Annotated in this window: 16 protein-coding genes; 5 read left to right on the forward strand and 11 right to left on the reverse strand. The window is 67.4% G+C overall.

All coding sequences use genetic code 11. The annotated features are described in order from the left end of the window. The first annotated feature begins 10 nt into the window (after nucleotides 1-10). Nucleotides 11-1414: a glucose-6-phosphate dehydrogenase gene (locus ACTHQS_RS12205; RefSeq protein WP_440169171.1), complete on the forward strand. Its 1404-nt coding sequence runs from the start codon at nucleotides 11-13 to the stop codon at nucleotides 1412-1414. 97 nt (nucleotides 1415-1511) lie between these two features. Here the strand turns inward: ACTHQS_RS12205 and ACTHQS_RS12210 are convergent, their stop codons facing one another. Together ACTHQS_RS12210 and ACTHQS_RS12215 are read right to left on the reverse strand one after the other, a co-directional pair. Next, nucleotides 1512-1850 (reverse strand): P-II family nitrogen regulator, encoded by a 339-nt coding sequence (locus ACTHQS_RS12210; RefSeq protein WP_159631736.1) that lies wholly within the window; start codon nucleotides 1848-1850, stop codon nucleotides 1512-1514. Beyond that, a complete protein-coding gene (locus ACTHQS_RS12215; RefSeq protein WP_440169175.1) occupies nucleotides 1847-3199 on the reverse strand; it encodes an ammonium transporter in 1353 nt (450 codons plus the stop codon). Before ACTHQS_RS12215 ends, ACTHQS_RS12210 begins: the two co-directional genes overlap by 4 nt. Before the next feature lie 226 nt (nucleotides 3200-3425). Here ACTHQS_RS12215 and ACTHQS_RS12220 point away from each other — a divergent pair, with 226 nt between their 5' ends. Beyond that, the gene (locus ACTHQS_RS12220; RefSeq protein WP_440169178.1) at nucleotides 3426-4667 is read left to right on the forward strand and encodes an MFS transporter; all 1242 of its coding nucleotides are present in this window, start codon (nucleotides 3426-3428) and stop codon (nucleotides 4665-4667) included. A 9-nt stretch (nucleotides 4668-4676) separates the two neighbouring features. Here the strand turns inward: ACTHQS_RS12220 and ftsY are convergent, their stop codons facing one another. Further along, on the reverse strand, nucleotides 4677-5882 hold the full coding sequence (gene ftsY, locus ACTHQS_RS12225) for a signal recognition particle-docking protein FtsY (protein WP_440169181.1): 1206 nt from the start codon (nucleotides 5880-5882) through the stop codon (nucleotides 4677-4679). Between the two features lie 94 nt (nucleotides 5883-5976). Continuing rightward, entirely contained in the window at nucleotides 5977-9564 is a 3588-nt protein-coding gene (gene smc, locus ACTHQS_RS12230) for a chromosome segregation protein SMC (RefSeq protein ID WP_440169184.1), read from the reverse strand. A 229-nt stretch (nucleotides 9565-9793) separates the two neighbouring features. Here smc and ACTHQS_RS12235 point away from each other — a divergent pair, with 229 nt between their 5' ends. The 3 genes from ACTHQS_RS12235 to ACTHQS_RS12245 are packed head-to-tail and all read left to right on the forward strand — an operon-like array spanning nucleotide 9794 to nucleotide 14504. After that, the gene (locus ACTHQS_RS12235; RefSeq protein WP_440169186.1) at nucleotides 9794-10816 is read left to right on the forward strand and encodes a 3-oxoacyl-ACP synthase III; all 1023 of its coding nucleotides are present in this window, start codon (nucleotides 9794-9796) and stop codon (nucleotides 10814-10816) included. Beyond that, nucleotides 10810-13512 (forward strand): alpha/beta fold hydrolase, encoded by a 2703-nt coding sequence (locus ACTHQS_RS12240; RefSeq protein WP_440169189.1) that lies wholly within the window; start codon nucleotides 10810-10812, stop codon nucleotides 13510-13512. Before ACTHQS_RS12235 ends, ACTHQS_RS12240 begins: the two co-directional genes overlap by 7 nt. Continuing rightward, complete coding sequence (locus ACTHQS_RS12245) at nucleotides 13509-14504, forward strand: NAD-dependent epimerase/dehydratase family protein (RefSeq protein WP_440169586.1); 996 nt, start codon at nucleotides 13509-13511, stop codon at nucleotides 14502-14504. Before ACTHQS_RS12240 ends, ACTHQS_RS12245 begins: the two co-directional genes overlap by 4 nt. A gap of 19 nt (nucleotides 14505-14523) precedes the next feature. On the opposite strand, the gene ACTHQS_RS12250 is transcribed toward ACTHQS_RS12245, so the two are convergent. The 7 genes from ACTHQS_RS12250 to coaD all read right to left on the reverse strand — a co-directional run bounded on the left by ACTHQS_RS12250 (nucleotide 14524) and on the right by coaD (nucleotide 20057). Then, the gene (locus ACTHQS_RS12250) at nucleotides 14524-15534 is read right to left on the reverse strand and encodes a hypothetical protein (protein ID WP_440169191.1); all 1011 of its coding nucleotides are present in this window, start codon (nucleotides 15532-15534) and stop codon (nucleotides 14524-14526) included. Then, nucleotides 15531-16814: an MFS transporter gene (locus ACTHQS_RS12255; protein WP_440169194.1), complete on the reverse strand. Its 1284-nt coding sequence runs from the start codon at nucleotides 16812-16814 to the stop codon at nucleotides 15531-15533. The genes ACTHQS_RS12250 and ACTHQS_RS12255 overlap by 4 nt, the downstream gene beginning before the upstream one ends. Before the next feature lie 133 nt (nucleotides 16815-16947). After that, nucleotides 16948-17913, reverse strand: coding sequence for a bifunctional DNA-formamidopyrimidine glycosylase/DNA-(apurinic or apyrimidinic site) lyase (gene mutM / locus ACTHQS_RS12260; RefSeq protein ID WP_440169197.1), 966 nt, complete (start codon nucleotides 17911-17913; stop codon nucleotides 16948-16950). A gap of 6 nt (nucleotides 17914-17919) precedes the next feature. Next, nucleotides 17920-18648, reverse strand: a complete 729-nt coding sequence (gene rnc / locus ACTHQS_RS12265) for a ribonuclease III (protein WP_440169199.1) — start codon at nucleotides 18646-18648, stop codon at nucleotides 17920-17922. A gap of 21 nt (nucleotides 18649-18669) precedes the next feature. Continuing rightward, the gene (rpmF, locus tag ACTHQS_RS12270) at nucleotides 18670-18873 is read right to left on the reverse strand and encodes a 50S ribosomal protein L32 (RefSeq protein ID WP_009356569.1); all 204 of its coding nucleotides are present in this window, start codon (nucleotides 18871-18873) and stop codon (nucleotides 18670-18672) included. Nucleotides 18874-18909: 36 nt separating this feature from the next. Next, nucleotides 18910-19434, reverse strand: coding sequence for a YceD family protein (locus ACTHQS_RS12275; RefSeq protein WP_440169588.1), 525 nt, complete (start codon nucleotides 19432-19434; stop codon nucleotides 18910-18912). A 122-nt stretch (nucleotides 19435-19556) separates the two neighbouring features. After that, on the reverse strand, nucleotides 19557-20057 hold the full coding sequence (coaD, locus tag ACTHQS_RS12280; RefSeq protein WP_440169202.1) for a pantetheine-phosphate adenylyltransferase: 501 nt from the start codon (nucleotides 20055-20057) through the stop codon (nucleotides 19557-19559). Nucleotides 20058-20068 lie beyond the last annotated feature (11 nt).

Genomic DNA, 20068 nt, shown 5'->3' on the forward strand with positions numbered 1-20068 from the left:
TGCTGGCAAAATGACGAGCCAAACAACTGTCAAGACACTGCTCATCCTCGGCGCCTCGGGCGACCTCACCGGCCGGCTCCTCCTGCCGGGCCTTGCCCGCCTTGTTGCGGCAGGGCGTGCCGAAGGCCTCAGCCTTGTCGGGGCCGGCTCGGATCCGTGGACACCGGAACAGTGGCGGGAGCGTGTGGAGTCGTCGTTCGCCGCGGCAGCAGGCGGAGCCGATGAGCCGGGGAAGGACGCCTTGGAGTCCCTGCAGAAAGAGACGGCCTACCACCAGGTGGACGTCACCGCCAAGGGAGCCCTTGCCGGCCTGCTCGGCGGGCTGCAAGGCCCGGTGGCTGTCTACTTTGCCCTTCCGCCCCGGATCAGCCAGCAGGCATGCGAGACGCTCCAGCCTGCCGAGGTTCCGGAAGGCACCCGCCTGGTGATGGAGAAGCCCTTCGGCTTCAGCGAGGAGTCCGCCCGTTCCCTCAACCGGACGCTCAGCCGCCTGGTCCCGGAGGACCACATCCACCGGGTGGACCACTTCCTGGGCAAGGCCACCGTTTTGAACATCCTGGGCCTGCGGTTCGCCAACAACTTCCTGGAGCCCGTCTGGAACCGGCAGCACGTGGAAAAGGTGGAGATCTTCTTCGACGAGGACCTGGCGCTGGAAGGCCGTGCCCGCTACTACGACGGTGCCGGCGCGCTCCGCGACATGATCCAGAGCCACCTCCTGCAGGTCATGGCAATCATGGCGATCGAACCTCCGGCCACCATCGGCGAGCGCGACCTGCGCGATGCCGTCTCCGCCGTCCTTCGTGCCAGCAGCGTCAAGGCCCCCTTCACCGGCTCAACCCGCCGGGCGCGTTACACGGCGGGTTCCGTGGGGGGCAAGGAGGTGCCCGACTACGCCAAGGAGGACGGGGTGGATGCCGCGAGGGGCACGGAAACCCTCGCTGAGATCCAGGTGGCGATCGACAACTGGCGCTGGCGGGCCGTGCCGTTCATCCTGCGCTCGGGCAAGGCCCTGGGCGACAAGCGCAAGGAAGCGGTGGTCACCTTCCTCCCGGTGCCCCACCTCCCCCAGGGCTTCACCGGGGTGGACTCCCCCAACCAGCTGCGGATCGGTTTCGGTCCGGACACGCTGGAGTTCGACGTCGACGTCAACGGGCCCGGGAACATCTTCAGCCTGGGCCGGGTCACCCTTGAGGCGGAGCTGAGCGCCTCGGACCTCCTGCCCTACGGCGAAGTACTGGAGGGTGTCCTGGCCGGCGACCCGCTGCTGTCCGTCCGGAGCGACACGGCCGAGGACTGCTGGCGGATCGTGGAGCCTGTGCTGAAGGCCTGGGAGCGGGGGGACGTCCCGTTGGAGGAGTACGACGCCGGGTCGGCCGGCCCTGCGTCATGGCCCACCAACCGGCACCAGGACTGAGCCTTAGCGACAGACAGGACGGGCGGGACCTTTCGGTTCCCGCCCGTCCTGCGTCAATCTTCAGTTGTTGCCCCGCAGGGACCGTGGCGTCCCGCCCTTAGATGGCGGCCACTCCCCGTTCCCCGGTCCGGACCCGCACTGCTTCATGGACGTCCATGGTCCAGACCTTGCCGTCCCCGGCCCTGCCGGTGTTGGAGCTGGCGATAATGACGTCCAGGATGTCGTCGGCCTGTTCGTCCGTGGCCAGGACTTCCACCCGGATCTTGGGCAGGAGGTCCACGTTGTATTCCGCTCCGCGGTAGACCTCGGTGTAGCCGCGCTGCCGGCCGTACCCGCTGGCGGCGCTGACGGTAAGCCCCTGGACGCCGTAGGCTTCCAGCCCTTCCCTGATGGCTTCGAGCTTTTCCGGCCTGACGATTGCAGTGATCAGTTTCATGCCCCCACGCTTTCCTTACCTGTTGCTGACTGTGCCTTCTGCGCCCCGGATGAAGGCTGGGCCGGCTCGCCGTGGCCCTTGCCGGTGATCAGGTCATGCAGCGGCTGGAAGCTTCCGCCGTGGCCGCTGACGCCGAATTCGTAGGCAGTCTCGGCGTGCAGGCTAAGGTCCACACCCACCGTTTCCTGTTCCTGCGAGACGCGGAAGCCCATGGTCTTGTGGATGGCCAGGGCGATGATGGTGGTCAGGATGGCCGAGTAGGCGATCGCAATGCCGGCCGCCGCGAGCTGCGCCCACAGCTGGGTGAGCCCGCCGCCGTAGAAGAGGCCGCCGCCAACACCGTCGGCGGGCAGTGCGATGAAGCCCAGCGAAACGGTGCCGATGATGCCGGAGACGAGGTGGACGCCGACGACGTCCAGCGAGTCATCGAAGCCCCAGCGGAACTTCAGGCCGACGGCGAGGGCGGAGGCCACACCGGCCACGACGCCGAGGCCAAGGGCACCTACCGGGCTGACGTTGGCGCAGGCGGGGGTGATAGCTACAAGGCCTGCCACCACGCCGGAGGCGGCACCGAGCGATGTGGGGTGTCCGTCGCGGATGCGCTCCGTGACGAGCCAGCCGAGCATGGCTGCTGCCGGGGCCGCGAGGGTGTTGATCCAGATCAGGCCGCCCTGTTCGGCGGTGGTTGCTGCACCGCCGTTGAAGCCGAACCAGCCGAACCAGAGGATGGCTGCACCGAGCATGACGAACGGGATGTTGTGCGGGCGGTGGTTGGGGTCCTTGCCGAAGCCCCTGCGGTTGCCGATGATCAGGACCAGGATCAGTGCCGCCACACCCGCGTTGATGTGGACTACGGTGCCGCCGGCGAAGTCGATGGCCGGGCCCAGGGCCTTGCCAATGGCGCCTTCGGGGCCGAAGAGGCCGCCGCCCCACACCATGTACGCCAGCGGGCAGTACACCAGCGTGACCCAGACGGGCACGAAGACGGACCAGGCGCCGAACTTGGCGCGGTCGGCGATGGCACCGCTGATCAGTGCCACGGTGATGATGGCGAAGGTGGCGGCATAGCCCACCTTGATCAGGCCGTCGGGAGTGGTGATCCCCTCAAGGCCGAAGGTGGCGAACGGGTTGCCCACGATCTCCATGAACCCTTCCCCCGAGCTCATGGAGGCGCCCCACAGGACCCAGACGACGCCGACCATGCCGATGGAGATGAAGCTCATCATCATCATGTTCAGGGCTGCCTTGGCGCGGGTCATGCCGCCGTAGAAAAATGCCAGACCGGGTGTCATGAACAGCACGAGAGCTGCCGCTACCATGACCCAAACGTGACCTGCGGTAAGTTCCATGGTGCACGTCCTCTCTCATCGAATCTTGCGGAGTACTCCGCCTGCCAACGCCTTTTTGCGTCCTGTAATGAGTTTGTGGGTGGCGTGTTTCACCTGCGGAGGATTTAGATTGCCGGCCTGTTACAACAACCTCTAGGAAGTAAATGGTGCATATCCGCCTTGTTACGGTTATGTTTCCGCACCCGCGCAGCCACCCGGCTCCCTTTCCAGCAAGGACTCCTGCACCATGACGGCACCACCCCGCGCACGCGGCGCCACTTCAAGGTTTTTCGCCCGGCTGAGGCCGCACCGGGAGAAACTCCCCCGCGACATCAAGGTGATGCTGGCCGCGGCGTTCCTCATCGCGCTCGGCTTCGGGCTTGTTGCGCCGGTATTGCCGCAGTTCGCTACAACCTTCGGGGTGGGGAACACCGAGGCCGCCGTCATCGTGGCGATCTTTGCCTTCATGCGCCTGGCTTTCGCCCCTGCCGGCGGCGCCCTGATCGGCAGGCGCGGTGAACGTCCCATCTATGTGGCCGGGCTGCTGATTGTGGCGCTGTCCACTGCGGCGTGCGCCTTTGCCCAGGACTACTGGCAGCTGCTGCTGTTCCGCGGACTCGGCGGGGCCGGGTCTGTGATGTTCACGGTGGCTTCGATGGCCCTGGTGGTCCGGCTGGCGCCGCCCAAGAGCAGGGGCAGGGTTTCGGGGGCCTATGCGTCGGCATTCCTGATCGGCAATGTGTGCGGTCCGATCGTGGGTGGCCTGCTGGCGGGGCTGGGCCTGCGGGTCCCGTTCCTTGCCTACGCCGCTGCGCTGCTTGTGGCCGCGTTCGTGGTCCAGACCCAGCTGAGCCACCAGCGCCGGGGAGGCGGCGAGGTACAGAACCGGGCGCCGGACATGCGGTTTGGCGAGGCGCTGGCTGCCGGAACCTACCGGTCCGCCCTCATCTCCAGCTTTGCCAACGGGTGGGCCACCTTTGGCGTCCGGATGGCAACGGTGCCGCTGTTCGCCGCGGCGGCGTTCGGGGCCGGTCCGCAGGCAGCGGGCCTTGCACTGGCAGTGTTCGCTGCCGGCAACGCCGCCGCCCTGACATTCTCGGGGCGCCTGGCGGACTCGGTGGGACGCAAGCCGATGATGATCTCCGGCCTCCTGGTGGCGGCCCTGTCCACGGCAGCCATCGGCATCACCTCGGACCTGCCTTGGTTCCTGGCGGCGTCGACGCTCGCCGGCGTCGGGTCAGGGCTTTTCGGTCCCGCCCAGCAGGCCGCCGTCGCCGATGTCATTGGCAACGCGCGCTCAGGGGGCAAGGTGCTGGCCGTGTACCAGATGACGTCCGACGTCGGGGCGATCGTTGGGCCGCTCGTGGCGGGGATGCTTGCCGACGGGCTGGGCTTCGGCTGGGCTTTCGGCGTTACCGGCGGAATCATGCTCCTGGCTGCAGCAGGCTGGCTGCCCACCCGCGAGACGCTGCGCGCGGCCGGCTCCTAAGCGCCCCTGTCAGTTCAGCAGGGCGTCAACGAAGCCTTCGGTATCGAAGGGGGCGAGGTCGTCCGCGCCTTCACCCAGTCCAATGAGCTTGACCGGCACGCCCAGGGATTTCTGGATGGCCACGACGATGCCGCCCTTGGCGGTTCCATCCAGCTTGGTCAGGACGATGCCGGTGATGTTGACCACCTCCGAGAACACCCGCGCCTGGTTCAGGCCGTTCTGGCCGGTGGTGGCATCGAGCACCAGCAGGACCTCGTCCACCTCGGCCAGCTTCTCCACAACGCGCTTGACCTTGCCCAGCTCGTCCATCAGGCCCACCTTGTTCTGCAGGCGCCCGGCGGTATCGATCATGACCACATCGACTTCCTGCTCGATGCCGGCCTTCACGGCCTCGTAGGCAACGGAGGCGGGGTCTGCGCCGTCGATATCGGACTTCACGGTGGGGACGCCCACGCGCTGGCCCCACGTGGCCAACTGCTCCGCGGCAGCGGCCCGGAAGGTGTCCGCGGCACCCAGCAGGACGTCCTTGTCCTCGGCCACCAGCACCCGTGCCAGCTTGCCCACTGTGGTGGTCTTGCCCACGCCGTTGACGCCCACCACCATCATCACGGCGGGCTTGTCGGCGTGCCGCTGTACGTTGAGGGTCCGGTCCATGGTGGGGTCCACCAGCTTGATAAGTTCCTCGCGGAGCATCGTCTTGACGTGTTCGGGTGTCCGCGTTCCCAGTACCTTGACGCGCTCCCGAAGGGCGTCAACCAGCTGCATGGTGGGTTCGGTTCCCAGGTCCGCGAGCAGGAGGGTTTCCTCCACCTCATCCCAGACGCTCTCGTCGATCCGGTCGCTGGACAGCAGCGCCAGCAGGCCCTTGCCCATGACGTTGTTGGAGCGGGCCAGCCGCTCCCGCAGGCGGGCCAGGCGGCCGGCGACGGGCAGCGGGGTTTCGACGGGAATGGTTTCCAGCCCGGCCGCATTGTCCGGAACGGTGGTGGTGTCCAGCCCTTCAAGGTCCGCACCCTCCGGCGCCGTGCCCCCGATTGTTCCGTCGCGGTCCGCCACCGCCGTGCTTCCACCGGAGCGGATTTCGGGGTCGTTGGCATCCCTGGTTCCGGGGTACCGGGTGATGTTCCTCCGCGTCTTGAGCAGGACCGGAATCAGGCCGCCGATGACCACCAGCGCAGCAAGGATGGACAGGACAATGGGAAGGATGTCATTCACTCCCCTAGCTTCTCACAAACGGCTTGCCCGGTTCGGGCGTCGATCAGGCAGCTGACCTGCCCCTTTGGGCTGCCGCTGTGCGTGGATGCCGCTGCTAAACCTCGGCCCCCAACCGCTGGCTGATGACAGTGGAGACGCCGTCGCCCCTCATAGTGACGCCATACAGTGCGTCTGCCACTTCCATGGTCCGCTTCTGGTGCGTGATGACGATGAGCTGGCTGGACTCCCTGAGCTCCTCGAAGATGGTGATGAGCCGGCCGAGGTTGGTGTCATCCAGTGCCGCTTCCACCTCGTCCATGACGTAGAAGGGCGACGGCCGGGCCTTGAAGATGGCCACCAGCAGCGCCACCGCGGTCAGGGAGCGTTCGCCGCCGGAGAGAAGTGACAGCCGCTTGATCTTCTTGCCGGCGGGACGGGCTTCCACTTCGATGCCGGTGGTGAGCATGTCTGCAGGGTCGGTCAGGACCAGGCGGCCCTCGCCGCCGGGAAAGAGCCGCCCGAAGACCCGGACGAACTGGGCCTGGGTGTCCTCGAACGCCTCGGCGAAGACCCGCTGGACCCTGTCGTCCACTTCCTTGATGATGTCCAGCAGGTCCCGCCGGCTGGCCTTCAGGTCCTCGAGCTGGGTGCTGAGGAACTGGTGCCGCTCCTCCAGCGCCGCGAATTCCTCCAGGGCCAGGGGGTTGACCTTGCCCAGGCTGGCGAGGTCCCGCTCGGCCTTCCGCAGCCGCTTCTCCTGTTCCTGCCGGACGTAGGGCTTGCCTTCCCTGATTTCTTCGCCGTCCGCGTCAACGGGGGCCCGCAAGGCTGCCCATTTGTCGGCGGATTCCTCCGCCGGAACGGGCACCGGGACCTGCGGCCCGAACTCGGTGACCAGCGCTTCGGGGGTGATGCCCAGCTCGTCCACGGCGCGGGTTTCCACCGCCTCGATCCTGGCGCGCTGCTGGGCCCGGGCGAGTTCGTCCCGGTGCACGTTGTCGGTGAGTTGGGCCAGTTCCCGGGCCAGGGCATCATTTGCTTCCCGGATCTCCCGCAGCCCGCGGTCACGCAGCTCGCGGTTTTCCTCGGCCAGGTCCCGTTCGTGACGGGCAAGGTCCACGGAGACGTCCACATAGCCAAGGGCCAGCTCCACCCCTGCGGAAACGGCCGCAGCACGCCTGGCCTGGATGCGGCGGCGGCGGGCCCGCTCTGCCGCCTCCTCACGGGCGCGGCGCTCGGTGGCGGCGGCGCGTTCCAGGGACGCCGCCCTGTTTCGGGTTGCCGCGTGCTGCTCTTCGGCACTGCGCAGGGACAACCGGGCCTCCACCTCGGCTGCGCGGGCGGTGGACGCAGCAAGGGCCAGGGCGTCGCGCTGTTCGGTGGAGGGTTCATCTTCCACGGGGGCTTCCTGCGCCGCGGCCAACCGGGCGGTGACAGCGGCGAGCGCTTCCTCCTCCGCCGCGACGTTGCTTTCGGCCCTTGCCAGGGATGCCGCCAGCCGTTCACTCTCGCCAACGGCGCTGCGCAGGACAGAGTTCAGGTGGCCCAGGCGTTCGGCTACCGCGGCGAGTCGGGCGTCGGATTCGTGCAGCTTGTCCAGCGCGGCGTCCGCTTCCTCCTGTGCCCCCTTGCGCCGGGCCTCGGCGGCGGCCAGGGCGAACCTGTTCCGCTCCAGGTCTGCCTTGACCTCGGAAAGCCCGCGGCCGGCGTCGTCCACTGCTGCCTGCACCTCGAGGAGGGACGGTGCCTTGGCAGAGCCACCCGTGGCAGAGACGGCGGTGAAGACGTCCCCCTCGCGGGTGACGGCTGTCAGGTCCGGCAATGCGGCAACCAGGGCGGCCGCGGCGTCGATGCCGGTGACGACGGCGGTCCGGGACAGCAGGTGCCGGACCAGGGAGACGTGCGCCGCAGGTCCATCGACCAGGCCGGCAGCCCACTGCGCTCCGTCAGGCAGCGGCACGTCCCCACCGTCTCCCCGGTGGAGTGCCGCGGCCGATGCAAGGAGCAGCGACGCCCGCCCGCCGTCGTCGTCCTTGAGCCGTCCCAGCACAGCAGCCGCTGCATCCCCGTCCTGGACGAGCACTGCCTCGGACGTTTCCCCCAGGGCAGCGGCGATAGCGGGCTCGAACCCGACCTGGACCGTAATTCCGGCGGCGAGGCTTTCCTGCACACCGGGGAGCCCGGACTCCAGCACGTGCCTTGCGCCGTCCTTTCGGTCAAGGCCAAGTTTCAGGGCATCGAGGCGCGCGGCGAGGGCGTCCCGCTTGCGGACCCCCTCGTTGACGGCGGCTTTGAGGTCCGCGATCTCCTGCAGGACCGCGTCCAGCACGTCGCTGGCGGCCTCATAATCGGCGTCGAGGGATTCCTCGCCCTCCTCCACCCCGGCCACCTGGTTTTCCAGCGCCGTGAACTCGGCCTGGGCACGGGCCCGGCGTTCGGTTCCAGCGGCAAGGGAATCGCGCAGCCGTCCCAGTTCCGCCTGCGCTGACTCTACCCGGGACCTGGCCGCCGCTACCTGGCCGGCCAGCCGCGCCAGGCCCTCCCGCCGGTCGGCTGCGGCACGGAGCTGCGCGGTGAGCCGCTGGTCCTCGACCTGGGCGGCACGCTCCGCTTCCGCCTTGGCCGCGCCGGCCCGATCCAGGGTGCCCTGCCTTGCCTGGATGTCCTGTTCGAGTTCCATCAGTTCCTGCCGCACCCTGGCTGCCTGGCGCTCCAGCTGTTCAGGGTCCCGGTTGGAGGACGGCGCCGCATCGTCGGAACCCAGCAGGCGGCTCCGTTCGGTGGCAAGCGTCCCGAGCGACCGCAGCCGCTCACGTGACGTGGACAGCCGGTACCAGGTGTCCCGGGCGGCATTGAGCCGCGGCGTGGCCTCGGCGGCGAGCTGCTCCAGCGCTGCCTGCTGCCTGCGCCCGGCTTCGAGTTCCTGTTCGACGGCGGTCCGGCGCGTCTTGAGCGCGGCTTCGTCTGCCACGTCCTGCTCCAGTGCCTGCTGCAGCTGGACGAGGTCATCGGCGAGCAGGCGGGCGCGGGCGTCCCGGACGTCGAACTGGACCCGCTGGGCGCGGCGGGCCACCTCAGCCTGCTTCCCAAGGGGGGTGAGCTGCCGGCGGATCTCCCCCGTGAGGTCGGTGAGGCGCTGGAGGTTGGCCTGCATGGCCTCGAGCTTCCGTACCGTCCGTTCCTTGCGGCGCCGGTGCTTGAGGATCCCGGCCGCCTCCTCGATGAAGCCGCGGCGGTCCTCGGGGGTGGCGTGCAGGACGCGGTCCAGCTGGCCCTGGCCCACGATAACGTGCATTTCCCGGCCCAGCCCGGAATCGGAGAGCAGTTCCTGGATGTCCAGCAGGCGGCAGCCTGCGCCGTTGATGGCATATTCGGAGCCGCCCGTACGGAACAGCGTCCGGGAAATCGTCACTTCGCTGTACTCGATGGGAAGTGCGCCATCGGTGTTGTCGATGGTGAGCGAAACGTGCGCGCGGCCCAGCGGCGGACGCCCGGACGTCCCGGCGAAAATGACGTCCTCCATCTTGCCGCCGCGGAGGGTTTTGGCGCCCTGCTCGCCCATGACCCATGCCAGGGCGTCCACGACGTTGGACTTGCCGGACCCGTTGGGACCCACGACGGCGGTGACGCCGGGTTCGAAGTCGAAGGTGGTGGCGGACGCAAAGGACTTGAACCCCCGGACGGTGAGGCTTTTGAGGTGCAAGGCTTTTCTGGTCTCCTGGAGCGGGTAGGTCTTTTTGCTGGAACCGGGTCACTACAATCTACTGCGCAGGACGGACATTTCCCGGCAGCAGCACCCGGGAACGGGCGCCGACGCCGCCGCCGGATATGCATGTTCCGGCACTGCAAAGGCATAGTTAAGCTCTTGAGCCTGCGCATATGTGGGTACAGTCACCGCAGGAATGCGGGACGAAAACGAAGAGGGGCTTGAATTGGCAGGTAATGCAACCTTCCGCCACAGCAACACCGCGCTGCTCTCGGTGAGCAGCGTCGAGGCTCCCAGGATTGTGAGCTCAACGGACTTTGACCGGCGGCTGGCGTCAACCCTGCAGCGACTCAGGTTTCCGCCGCGGCTGCTTGAGCGCGTGGCAGGCATCACGCACCGCCGGTGGTGGGCTGCCGGTACGTCGTTTGACGATGCTGCGGTGGAAGCCGGCGCCAAGGCGCTGGCCGAGGCCGGCATCGAAGCCTCCGACGTCGGCCTGCTGATCAACACGTCGGTGACCCGCCGCAACCTTGAGCCCTCCGTTGCGGTGAAGATCCACCACAGCCTCAGCCTGCCGTCGTCGGCCATGAACTTCGACCTTGCCAACGCGTGCCTGGGATTCGTGAACGCCCTGACCCTGGCAGCCAACATGATCGACTCGGGACAGATACGGTATGCCGTCATTGTTAACGGCGAGGACGCCCAGCTGACGCAGGAGGCCACCCTGGCCCGGCTGCAGCGGCCCGAGACAACGCGGGATGACTTCAACCGGGAGTTTGCCACTCTGACGCTGGGATCGGGGGCGGCCGCGGCCGTCCTGGGGCCCGCGGATAAGCACCCGGGAGCGCACCGGGTGGTGGGCGGCGTGATGCGCGCCGGCACCGAGCACCACGAGTTGTGCGTGGGCGGCATCGACGGCATGAACACCGACACGAAGGGACTGCTCGACGGCGGCCTGCGGCTCGTCGTCGACGCGTGGCAGGAGGCCCAGCCCGAGTGGGACTGGGCCGCGATGGACCGCTACGTCACGCACCAGGTCAGCAACGCCTACACGCAGGCCATCATCGATGCCATCGATCTTGACCCGGACAAGGTGCCCATCACGTTTCCACACTGGGGCAACGTGGGACCGGCGTCGCTGCCCATGACGCTCGCCGCCGAGGCGCAGTCGCTGGGAAGCGGCGACCGGGTGCTGTGCATGGGCGTCGGGTCCGGCCTGAACACCGCCATGCTGGAAATCGTTTGGTGATCGCGGACTGGCCGGGCGTCAAGGCCGAGTGGTCGCGCCACATCGATGTCCCCTCCACATCGGGGGCTGACGCGGCCGGCACGGTGCGCCGCTGGCACCTGCTGGACAATGGCGGGGAACTGGAACGCCACGGCCTGGCTCCGCTGGGAACGCTGTTGTGCGTGCACGGCAACCCCACCTGGTCCTACTTGTGGCGGAGCCTGCTGGCCGCGGGGTCCGATCCCGCGCATCCGTGGCGCGTGGTGGCCGTTGACCAGCTGGACATGGGCTTTTCTGAGCGGACGGGAACCTTCCGGCGCCTGGCGGACAGGATCAATGACCTGGCCGATCTGACCGAGGCACTGGCCCTGGAGGGACCGGTGGTTTCCGTGGGCCACGACTGGGGCGGGGTGGTCAGCCTCGGCTGGGCGCTGGCCCACACCGACCAACTGGCCGGCGTGGTCCTGACCAACACCGCCGTCCACCAGCCTGCCGGCTCCCCCATCCCGTCGGCGCTGCGGTTTGCCCTGCACCCGGCCGTGCACCAGTGGGGAACCACCACCACGGACGCTTTCCTTCGGGTGACGCATTCGCTGGCACACCCCCCGCTGCCCGCTGACGTGCGGAAGGCCTTCATGGCCCCCTACCGCGGCGCCTCGCGCCGGGCGGGCGTGGGCAACTTCGTCGCGGATATTCCCGTTGACGCGTCGCACCCCAGCTTCGCTGCCCTCAACGGCGTGGCGGAGGGCGTGCGGGACCTTGAGGTGCCGGTCCTGATGCTGTGGGGCCCACGGGACCCCATCTTCTCCGACCGCTATCTGAAGGACCTGCTCACCCGCCTCCCCCACGCGGACGTGCACCGCTACGAGGGTGCTGGACACCTGGTGGCAGAGGACCGGAACATCGCGCCGGCGGTCTTCGACTGGCTTGCCGGCCGCGTCACGCACGGCGGGGACAGTGTTGCTGAAGCCGGCGCAGTTGCTGAAGCCGACATGGTCACTGGAGCCGCCGCCCCGGCTAACGGCAATGGCTTCACGCCCTTGTGGAAGCTTCTTGGGGAGCTCGCCGCCCGCCCGTCCGCAGACGGGAGGGCCGTCGTCGAAATGGCACCGGACGGCACGGTGGCCCGTTCGCTCACCTGGAGGCAGCTGGAAGAAAGCGTTGGGCGCCTGGCCGCGGGCCTGCAGGAGGCGGGAGTAGGGCCGGGCAGCCGCGTCAGCCTGATGGTTCCGCCCGGCGTGGACCTGACCGTGGCCCTGTACGCCTGCCTGCGGCTGGGAGCGGTTGTGGTGGTCGCCGACGCCGGCCTGGGCACCAAGGGGCTGAGCCGGGCGGTCAAGGGAGCGACCCCCGATGTCCTGATCGGGATCGACAAGGCCCTTGCCGCTGCCCGGGCACTCGGATGGTCCGCCAGGCGCATCAGTGTGCGGGACCTGCCGGCAGGTCCGCGACGGCTCCTCGGAGTGGAGACCTCCCTCGCCTCCCTCGCCAGGGCAGGCGCAGGGCGTGCCGCTGCCGGCGTCGCTCCCGCCTCCAGCCCGGACGCGGACTCCCCGGCCGCCGTGCTTTTCACGTCCGGCTCCACCGGTCCCGCCAAGGGGGTGCTGTACACCCACCGGCAGCTTGCCGCCATGCGGGACACCGTGGCTGAAACCTTCGGCATCGAGCCGGGCCACAGGCTGGTGGCAGGCTTCGCGCCGTTCGCCCTGCTGGGGCCCGCGCTGGGAACCGTGTCCGTGACGCCGGCCATGGATGTCACCGCGCCCCGCACCCTGACCGCCCGCGCCCTGGCCGATGCTGCAGCGGCGATCGACGCCACGGTGGTCTTCGCGTCCCCTGCCGCCCTGCGGAACGTCGCCGCCACCCGGGACGGCCTCACCCCGGAGGGCACTGCGGCACTCGGCCGCGTTGAACTGCTGCTCTCAGCCGGCGCGCCGGTACCGGAACCTCTCCTTGCAGACGTGCAGCGGCTGCTGCCCGCCGCCTCGCTCCATACCCCCTACGGCATGACAGAGGCCCTGCCTGTCTCCGACATCAGCCTCGAACAGATCCGGGCCGCCGCGGCCGCCGCTGAAGCCGGGACAATGCCGGGAGCCGGTAACGGCGTCTGCGTAGGGCGTCCCGTGCACGGCGCCCGCATAGCCGTGATCCCGTTGGCAGCGGACGGTACCGCCCCCGGGACTGTACCGTTGACCGAAGCGGGGGTAACGGGGGAGATCCTGGTCAGCGCGCCGCATGTGAAGGACGGCTACGACAGGCTGTGGCTGACGGACCAGGCGAGCGCCGGGCCAGCCGGGTGGCACCGCACCGGTGATGTGGGCCATTTCGATGCCGGCGGCCGCCTGTGGGTGGAAGGGCGCCTTGCCCACGTCATCACGGCCCCCGCTGGAGTGGTCACTCCGGTCGGCGCCGAACGAGCCATCGAACGGCTGGACGGTGTCCGGATGGCAGCCGTCGTGGGCGTGGGGCCGGCCGGCACCCAGGCCATCGCCGCCGTCGTCGAAACCGTCCCGCCCGCCCGCAAGGCCGGCCCGGCAGGTCCCGAACTGGCCCGGAAGGTACGGAGCGCCGCCCAGGGGGCAGGCGTGTCCGTGGCGGCAGTCCTGGTTGTCCCCGCGCAGCCAACCGACATCCGCCACAACGCAAAGATCGACAGGTCGAGGCTGTCCCATTGGGCCTCGTCAGTGCTGGCCGGCGGCCGCCCGGGGACACCATGAAAGTCCTGGTCACCGGGGCAAGTGGCCTGCTGGGGCGGAAAGTGGCAGGGCTGCTGGTGCGCAGGGGCCACGACGTGACCACCTTCCAGCGGCGTCCCTCAAAGGTCGACGGCGCGGCGGACCATTGCGGTTCCCTCATCGACGACGCCGCGGTCAGGGCTGCCGTCAGGGAGGCCGAGGCAATCATCCACCTCGCGGCCAAAGTATCCTTCACCGGCCGGGCGGACGAGTTTGACCAGGTGAATGTGCAGGGAACCCGTCACCTGCTCCTGGCGGCGCGCGAGGCCGGAGTCCGGGACTTCGTCTTCGTGTCCTCCCCATCGGCGGCCAACTCCGGCGCCGCCATTGCAGGACTAGGCGCAGAACCGGCGGATCCGGAGCGTGCCCATGGCGACTACGCCCGCACCAAGGCGCAGGCGGAGCTTCTGGCCCTTGCCGCGGACTCCCCGGACTTCCGCGTCGCCGCCGTGCGGCCGCACGTGGTCTGGGGGCCCGGAGACACGCAGCTGGTGGAACGGGTACTGGCACGGGCGGCACGGAACCGCCTGCCGCTGCTCGATGCGGGAGCTGCGCTTATCGACACCACCTATGTGGACAATGCGGCAGCAGCGATTGTTGCTGCCCTGGACCGCATCAGTCACGTCCACGGAAGGGCGCTGGTTGTCACCAATGGCGAACCGCGGCCGGTGGGCGAACTGATTGCCGGCATCTGCGCCGCCGGGGGCGTGCCTGCGCCGTCGTGGTCAGTACCGGGACAGCTTGCCCGGATTGCGGGATCGGTGGTGGAAAAAGCGTGGCTCAGGCTGGGCAAACAGGACGAGCCGCCCATGACCAGGTTCCTTGCAGAACAGCTGTCCACGGCCCACTGGTTTGACCAGCGGGAGACCCAAAAGCTCCTTGCCTGGACTCCCGCCGTCTCGATCGATGAAGGCCTTGGACGGCTGGCGGACTACTACCGCCCCCGCTCCCCGGGAGGCACGTGGGGGCGCTGACGCCCACGGAGGCAGCCGCTCAACGGACGACGGCGGGAGACCACGCGTGTTCGATGAAGAGTTGCGGCGCGGCGCCGGGTTCAAGGGACAGGGACCAGATGTCGCTGTCCGGGCCGGTATCCTCCCTCGGCATTCCATACAAGATGGTGCTGTTATCCAGCCACTCGATCTGGTCATCAAGATCGCGTTGGTCACCCAGGATTTCGACGTTCCCGGTCTCGAGTTCCAAAACGGCGGGCTGCCGGGTTCCTGCGAGTGTCCCCGAGGTGCTCTTCTTGAAAGCGATCCTTTGTCCATCAGGCGAGATGGAGGGGCATTCGACGCCGGATGCCGTGATGGTCAGCGTCTGGGCCGCTATATCCCCATGGACCAGCCAGACATTGCCCTGGGATGAGGCCGTGGCATAGAAGTCGTTGGGCTTTCCCGGGCTGAAAGTCACGCCCCAGATGTTTCTGTCGGAGGCCTTGATCCTCGCACCGTCGTGTATCAGCGCATAGTCTTCCAAGTTCGTGTGCAGGCTTCCGTCCGCCGAGCTGATGATCGTTTGCGTGGAAAAACCTGACGAGGCATAGGAGTGGCCGGAAACGAAAACGGTCGTGGCCACCAGGGATCCATCCGGGCTGACCCGCGTCCTGTTGGGGATTCCGCCCAACGCCCACGTTCCCTGCTGTTGAAGCGCGGCGCCATAGGTTGACGTCTCGAAGGTGGTGGGAATGCCGTTCCTGGTCGTAAGGCAGCTGACCAGGTTCCGGGCCGCGTAGACGCGGTCGCAGGCCATGCCGAGTAGCGCGCGCTGGCCGTTCGGCTCCGATAGGCTTGCCGTGGCCGCCTGCCCAAATCCCTCGCCTGCCGCGGTGTTCCTGAACATCACGTACGGCCCTTCGGGCAAGACGTCCACAGAGGTGACCCGCACCTCCGGTGCTGCCTGTTGGCTGGCGTTTGACTGCTGGAAGACCATAAACACCTGGGCACCGGCCGCGGCACATGTGGCCACAACAACAGCGAGCAGCAGGAGCAGCCGCTTCCTCACGGGGCCGCCACCTTGGGTGTGGCGCCGCGGAGCAGCAGGGTGGCTGCTGCAAGGGCCAGCACCAGCAGCACAGCGACGACAACAATGGCGGTCCCGGGACCTGCCGAGTACCAGAGAACGCCGAATCCGGCGGCGGCTCCCATCCGGCTGACAGCCACCACTGTTTGTGACGTGCCCAGGGCGGTTCCGAGCCTCTTCGGAGGGGACAGCTGACTGACAAGCGCGGAGAGAACGCCGTCAGTAGCGGCGTAAAAGAGCCCGAGGAGCAGCAAGCAGCCTATCGTCACAGCAATGCCTGCAGCGGGCAGCCCGGCAAGCAGGTAGCAGGCCAGCAAGGCGACGTGGCCGGCAAGGAACACCGGTACCCGGCCCCAGCGGTCCGCAAGTCTCCCTATGGGGACGGCGAACAGGAGGAACGCGGCGTTGGTTCCGACGAACAACAACGGGAACCACTGGACTGCCAGGGACTCACGGTGCTGCAGGAGCAGGTAGATGAAGCCGTCCCCGATGGTGAAGATGCCCAGCAAACCAGCGGCGATTATGAGCCGGGCGAGGCCCTGCTCCCTCAAATGCGACCACCGCAGCTGGCTCCACCTTAAGGCCGGCCGGGGCTGGTTGCGGCCGGGCCGTACCCGCCGGAGCCGATCCGGAACTACAAGGAGCAGTACTGCGACGCCGATCACGGCGAAGGCCAAGGAGACCACAAGAACCGCGCTGAATCCGTTAGGGATCAACGTCAGGATCAGGAAGGCGATGAGCGGGCCGGCGGCTGCACCGACGTTGTCCAGCATCCGGTGGACGCCGAAGGAACGGGCCAAGTATTCCGGCTGCGCCTCTGCGGAAATCATCGCGTCGCGGGGCGCCGTGCGGATTCCCTTACCGATCCGGTCACCCGTGACGACACCGGCTATGACCCAGAACCCACCGGCCGCCAAGAACCCCACCCGGGCAACCATGGACAGCCCGTAACCAGCCGCGGCAACGTACTTCGGGTGGCCGGTGCGGTCTGAAACCACCCCGGCGCCAATCCGGATAATGGCACTGGCCCCTTGGTTGATCCCGTCGATGACCCCAAAGGCGATAGTGGAGAGTCCCAGGTACCCGGTGACGTATAACGGGAGGACGGCCGCAACTGACTCGGATGAAATGTCCGTCATCATGCTGACCACGCCGAGCCATATGATCACTGGCGACAGCCGAAAGGCAGGGTGGACGGTGGAGGGACCTGCCGTGGACAGGTCCCGTTGGCCGCCTTTGCGGTCCGAGATCGAAATGTACAAGGGCTGCCTGTCCTGCTCGGGGCGGGAGCCGACCCGCGTTGCGGACCACTCCCCCGACGTTCTGGTGCAAGACAGTTTCGCAGCGGGCACACTTCCGGCGGTAGCGAAAAATCCGCAGACTTGTTGTGGGAACCTACCAGCGTCCGTTGCGGGGCCGTGGCTGGCAGACCGGGCAGGTATGGGATGACCGGTTCATGAACTGGTCCCGGCGGATGGTCGAATGGATTCCCGCTTCCGCGCACCGTTTGCACGGCTCGCCTTGCCGGCCGTAGGCGTTGAGGGACCGGTCGAAGTAGCCTGAGGCGCCGTTGACGTTGACGTACAGCGAGTCAAAGCTGGTTCCTCCTGCTGCCAGGGCATCGAGCATGACCTCCCGGGCGCTGTCCAGGACGCGCCTGGCCTCGCTGCGGCGAAGGGTGTCGGTGGGCCGGGCGAAATGCAGGCGGGCGCGCCACAGAGCTTCGTCGGCGTAGATGTTTCCGATCCCGGACACCAGCCCCTGATCCAGCAGCGCCCGCTTCAGCCCGGTCCTGCGCTTGCGGAGGCGCTGGTAGAAAAGGTCGAAGGAGAAGGACGGGTCCAGGGGGTCGCGCGCGATGTGGGCTGCTTCCGCGGCAATCAGCGGAAGGGGGGACTCGGCCAAGCCGCCGGGGCCGCCGTCGTCCGTGGGTACTAAAGCCGTGACGAAGAGGCCGCCAAAGATCCGCTGGTCCACGAAGCGCAGCTGGTCCGGCATGCCCTCGCGGGGACTGAGGCGGAGGCGGACCTTGAGGTGCTTTTCATCGGGGACGTCCGGATCCTGCATCAGGAGCTGCCCGCTCATCCCCAGATGGGCCATGAGTGCCACTTGCGGCACCGCTGCGGTTTCCCCGTGGCCGGGTACCGCCACGCTGTCCGTCAGCGGCATCCAGAGGAATTTTCCGCGGCGCACGACGTCGGCCACGGTGGCACCCTGGAGGTTGCCGATAAAGTCTCCGACTCCAAGGGCATGGCGCCGGATGGAGCGCGCGTCCAGGACATCGACAGCGCTGATGGTCCTGCCGCGGACCCAGTTCACCAGGCCGCGGCGCACCACTTCGACCTCGGGCAGTTCAGGCACGGAACACTACTTGGCGGCGACGGAGCCCGAGGAGGTGCCGGCGGCATTCCGGGTCTCGGCGCCCGAAAGTACACGCCAGGCGTCGGCCGCGGCTTCCTGCTCCGCTTCCTTCTTGGAGTGCCCGGAGCCCTTGCCGTAGGCCGTTCCACCGATGTTCAGCACAGCAATGAAGGTGCGTGCATGGTCCGGGCCGGAGCCATCCACTGCATAGTGGATGCTGCCCAGCTGCCGGCTGGCCGCGAGTTCCTGGATGCTGGTCTTCCAGTCGGTGCCGGCGCCCAGGACGGCGGCATCCTTCAGCAGCGGCCCGATCAGCCGCATGACCAGTTGGCGCGCAGTCTCAATGTCGTTGGAGACGTAGGTTGCCCCGATCAGGGCCTCCATGGTGTCAGCGAGGATGGACGCTTTGTTTTTACCGTGCGTAAGCTTTTCGCCTTGGCCAAGGTAGATAAACTCGCCGATGCCAAGGCTGCGGCCGATGCCTGCCAGCGCCCGGGTACTGACGACGGCGGACCGCCGCTTTGCGAGTTCGCCTTCGGGCAGGTCCGGGTTGTCCCGGTACAGGGCATCGGTCACGGAGAATCCCAGGATGGAGTCACCCAGGAATTCGAGCCGCTCGTTGGTGGGGATGCCGCCGTTCTCGTACGCGTACGAGCGGTGGGTAAGCGCAAGACGAAGCGTCCCGGCGTCAATAGTGACACCGAGACGCTTCAGAAGCTCTTCAGTTGAAGACATCAGTCAGCCTGTTGGGGCCGATTAGACGTCAGCGACCTTGCGGCCCTTGTACTCAAGGAACAGCGCGGTGCCAGCAGAGTCGGTAACGACCTTTGCCTGGTGCGGCAGGCTGTAGGTGACCTGGCCGTTCTCAACGGTCTTCACCAGGTGGGGGGCGGTCGCCTTCCACTGCGAGCGGCGGGCGCGGGTATTCGAGCGAGACATTTTCCGCTTGGGAACAGCCACGGCTAACTCATTTCTCTCTAGACAAACACGTACAAATCAATTTTGCCGGTCAGGCTTAGCCATATCAGCTAGGGCAGCCCAGCGAGGATCCAGGACCTCGTGGTGGTGCCCCGGCTCGTCTTCCAGGCGAACTCCGCATTCGGAGCAAAGGCCCTGGCAGTCTTCCCGGCACACCGGCTGGAACGGCAGATTGGTGACAACCGCGTCCCGCAACACCGGTTCAAGATCGATTACATCGTGCTCGACTCGACGTTGCTCTTCATCTTCTTCTCCGTCGGAAAGCTCAGTGCCCTCGTAGAAGAAAAGTTCTTGCACATTGACCTCAAGGTCATACGCAAGGGGATCCAGGCATCGGCCGCACTCGCCGGTTACTTCGGCGATAACGGTTCCTGATACCAGAATTCCTTCGTGTACGGCCTCCAGCCTCAGGTCGAGCTCGACATCCGAGCCTTCCTGAACACCAATGAGCGCCACACCAAGATCACCCGGTGCGGGTACATGTTCCGTCAGTGTCCGCATGCTTCCCGGGCTGCGCCCGAGGTCCTTGACGTCAAACGCCAGGGGCGAACCAGCATCTCTGTTAATGAGAACTCCTGTAGAACATATGACCGACGTACCATCTTAGCCTGAAGAGCCATGGTGACTCAAACCGGCTGCGGGCAGCGCCGAAGTACCGATCCAGCCTACCGCCTTGGCTGCTGATCCGGCGAAGGCTCGCCGCCGATCATGCGCCGGTGCACCGACCTGGGCACGTAGTCCGAGACGCTGCCGCCCAGGACCGCCACCTCCTTGATCAGCGTGGAGGACAGGTGGACATAGCTGGCCTCGGCAGGGAGGAACACCGTCTCCACCCCGCTCAGCTGCCGGTTCATGGTGGCCATGGGAAGCTCGTAGTCAAAGTCCGACGACGACCGGAGCCCCTTGACGATGGCGGAGACGCCCCGCTGGCGGCAATACTCCGCCAGGAGCCCCTCGCCCACCGGCTCCACCACGATGCCCTTGAGCGACGCCAAGGTCTCGCGCGCCATCTCCAGCCGGTCCTCCAGGCTGAACATGTACTTCTTGGCGTAATTAGTGGAGATGGCCACAATGACCTCGTCGAAAAGACCGGCAGCCCTTGCAATGACTTCGAGATGGCCGTTGTGGATGGGGTCGAAGGATCCGGGGCACACAGCGCGTCTCATGCTCCGAACCT

The organism is Arthrobacter sp. SAFR-044 (assembly GCF_051965175.1).
Lineage (GTDB): Bacteria > Actinomycetota > Actinomycetes > Actinomycetales > Micrococcaceae > Arthrobacter.

Coding starts and splice junctions, on each gene's coding strand:
- ACTHQS_RS12245 (WP_440169586.1), top strand. CDS start 13,509: ATGAAAGTCCTGGTCACCGGGGCAAGTGGCCTGCTGGGGCGGAAAGTG.
- ACTHQS_RS12215 (WP_440169175.1), bottom strand. CDS start 3,199: ATGGAACTTACCGCAGGTCACGTTTGGGTCATGGTAGCGGCAGCTCTC.
- ACTHQS_RS12210 (WP_159631736.1), bottom strand. CDS start 1,850: ATGAAACTGATCACTGCAATCGTCAGGCCGGAAAAGCTCGAAGCCATC.
- ACTHQS_RS12220 (WP_440169178.1), top strand. CDS start 3,426: ATGACGGCACCACCCCGCGCACGCGGCGCCACTTCAAGGTTTTTCGCC.
- rnc (WP_440169199.1), bottom strand. CDS start 18,648: ATGTCTTCAACTGAAGAGCTTCTGAAGCGTCTCGGTGTCACTATTGAC.
- ACTHQS_RS12205 (WP_440169171.1), top strand. CDS start 11: ATGACGAGCCAAACAACTGTCAAGACACTGCTCATCCTCGGCGCCTCG.
- coaD (WP_440169202.1), bottom strand. CDS start 20,057: ATGAGACGCGCTGTGTGCCCCGGATCCTTCGACCCCATCCACAACGGC.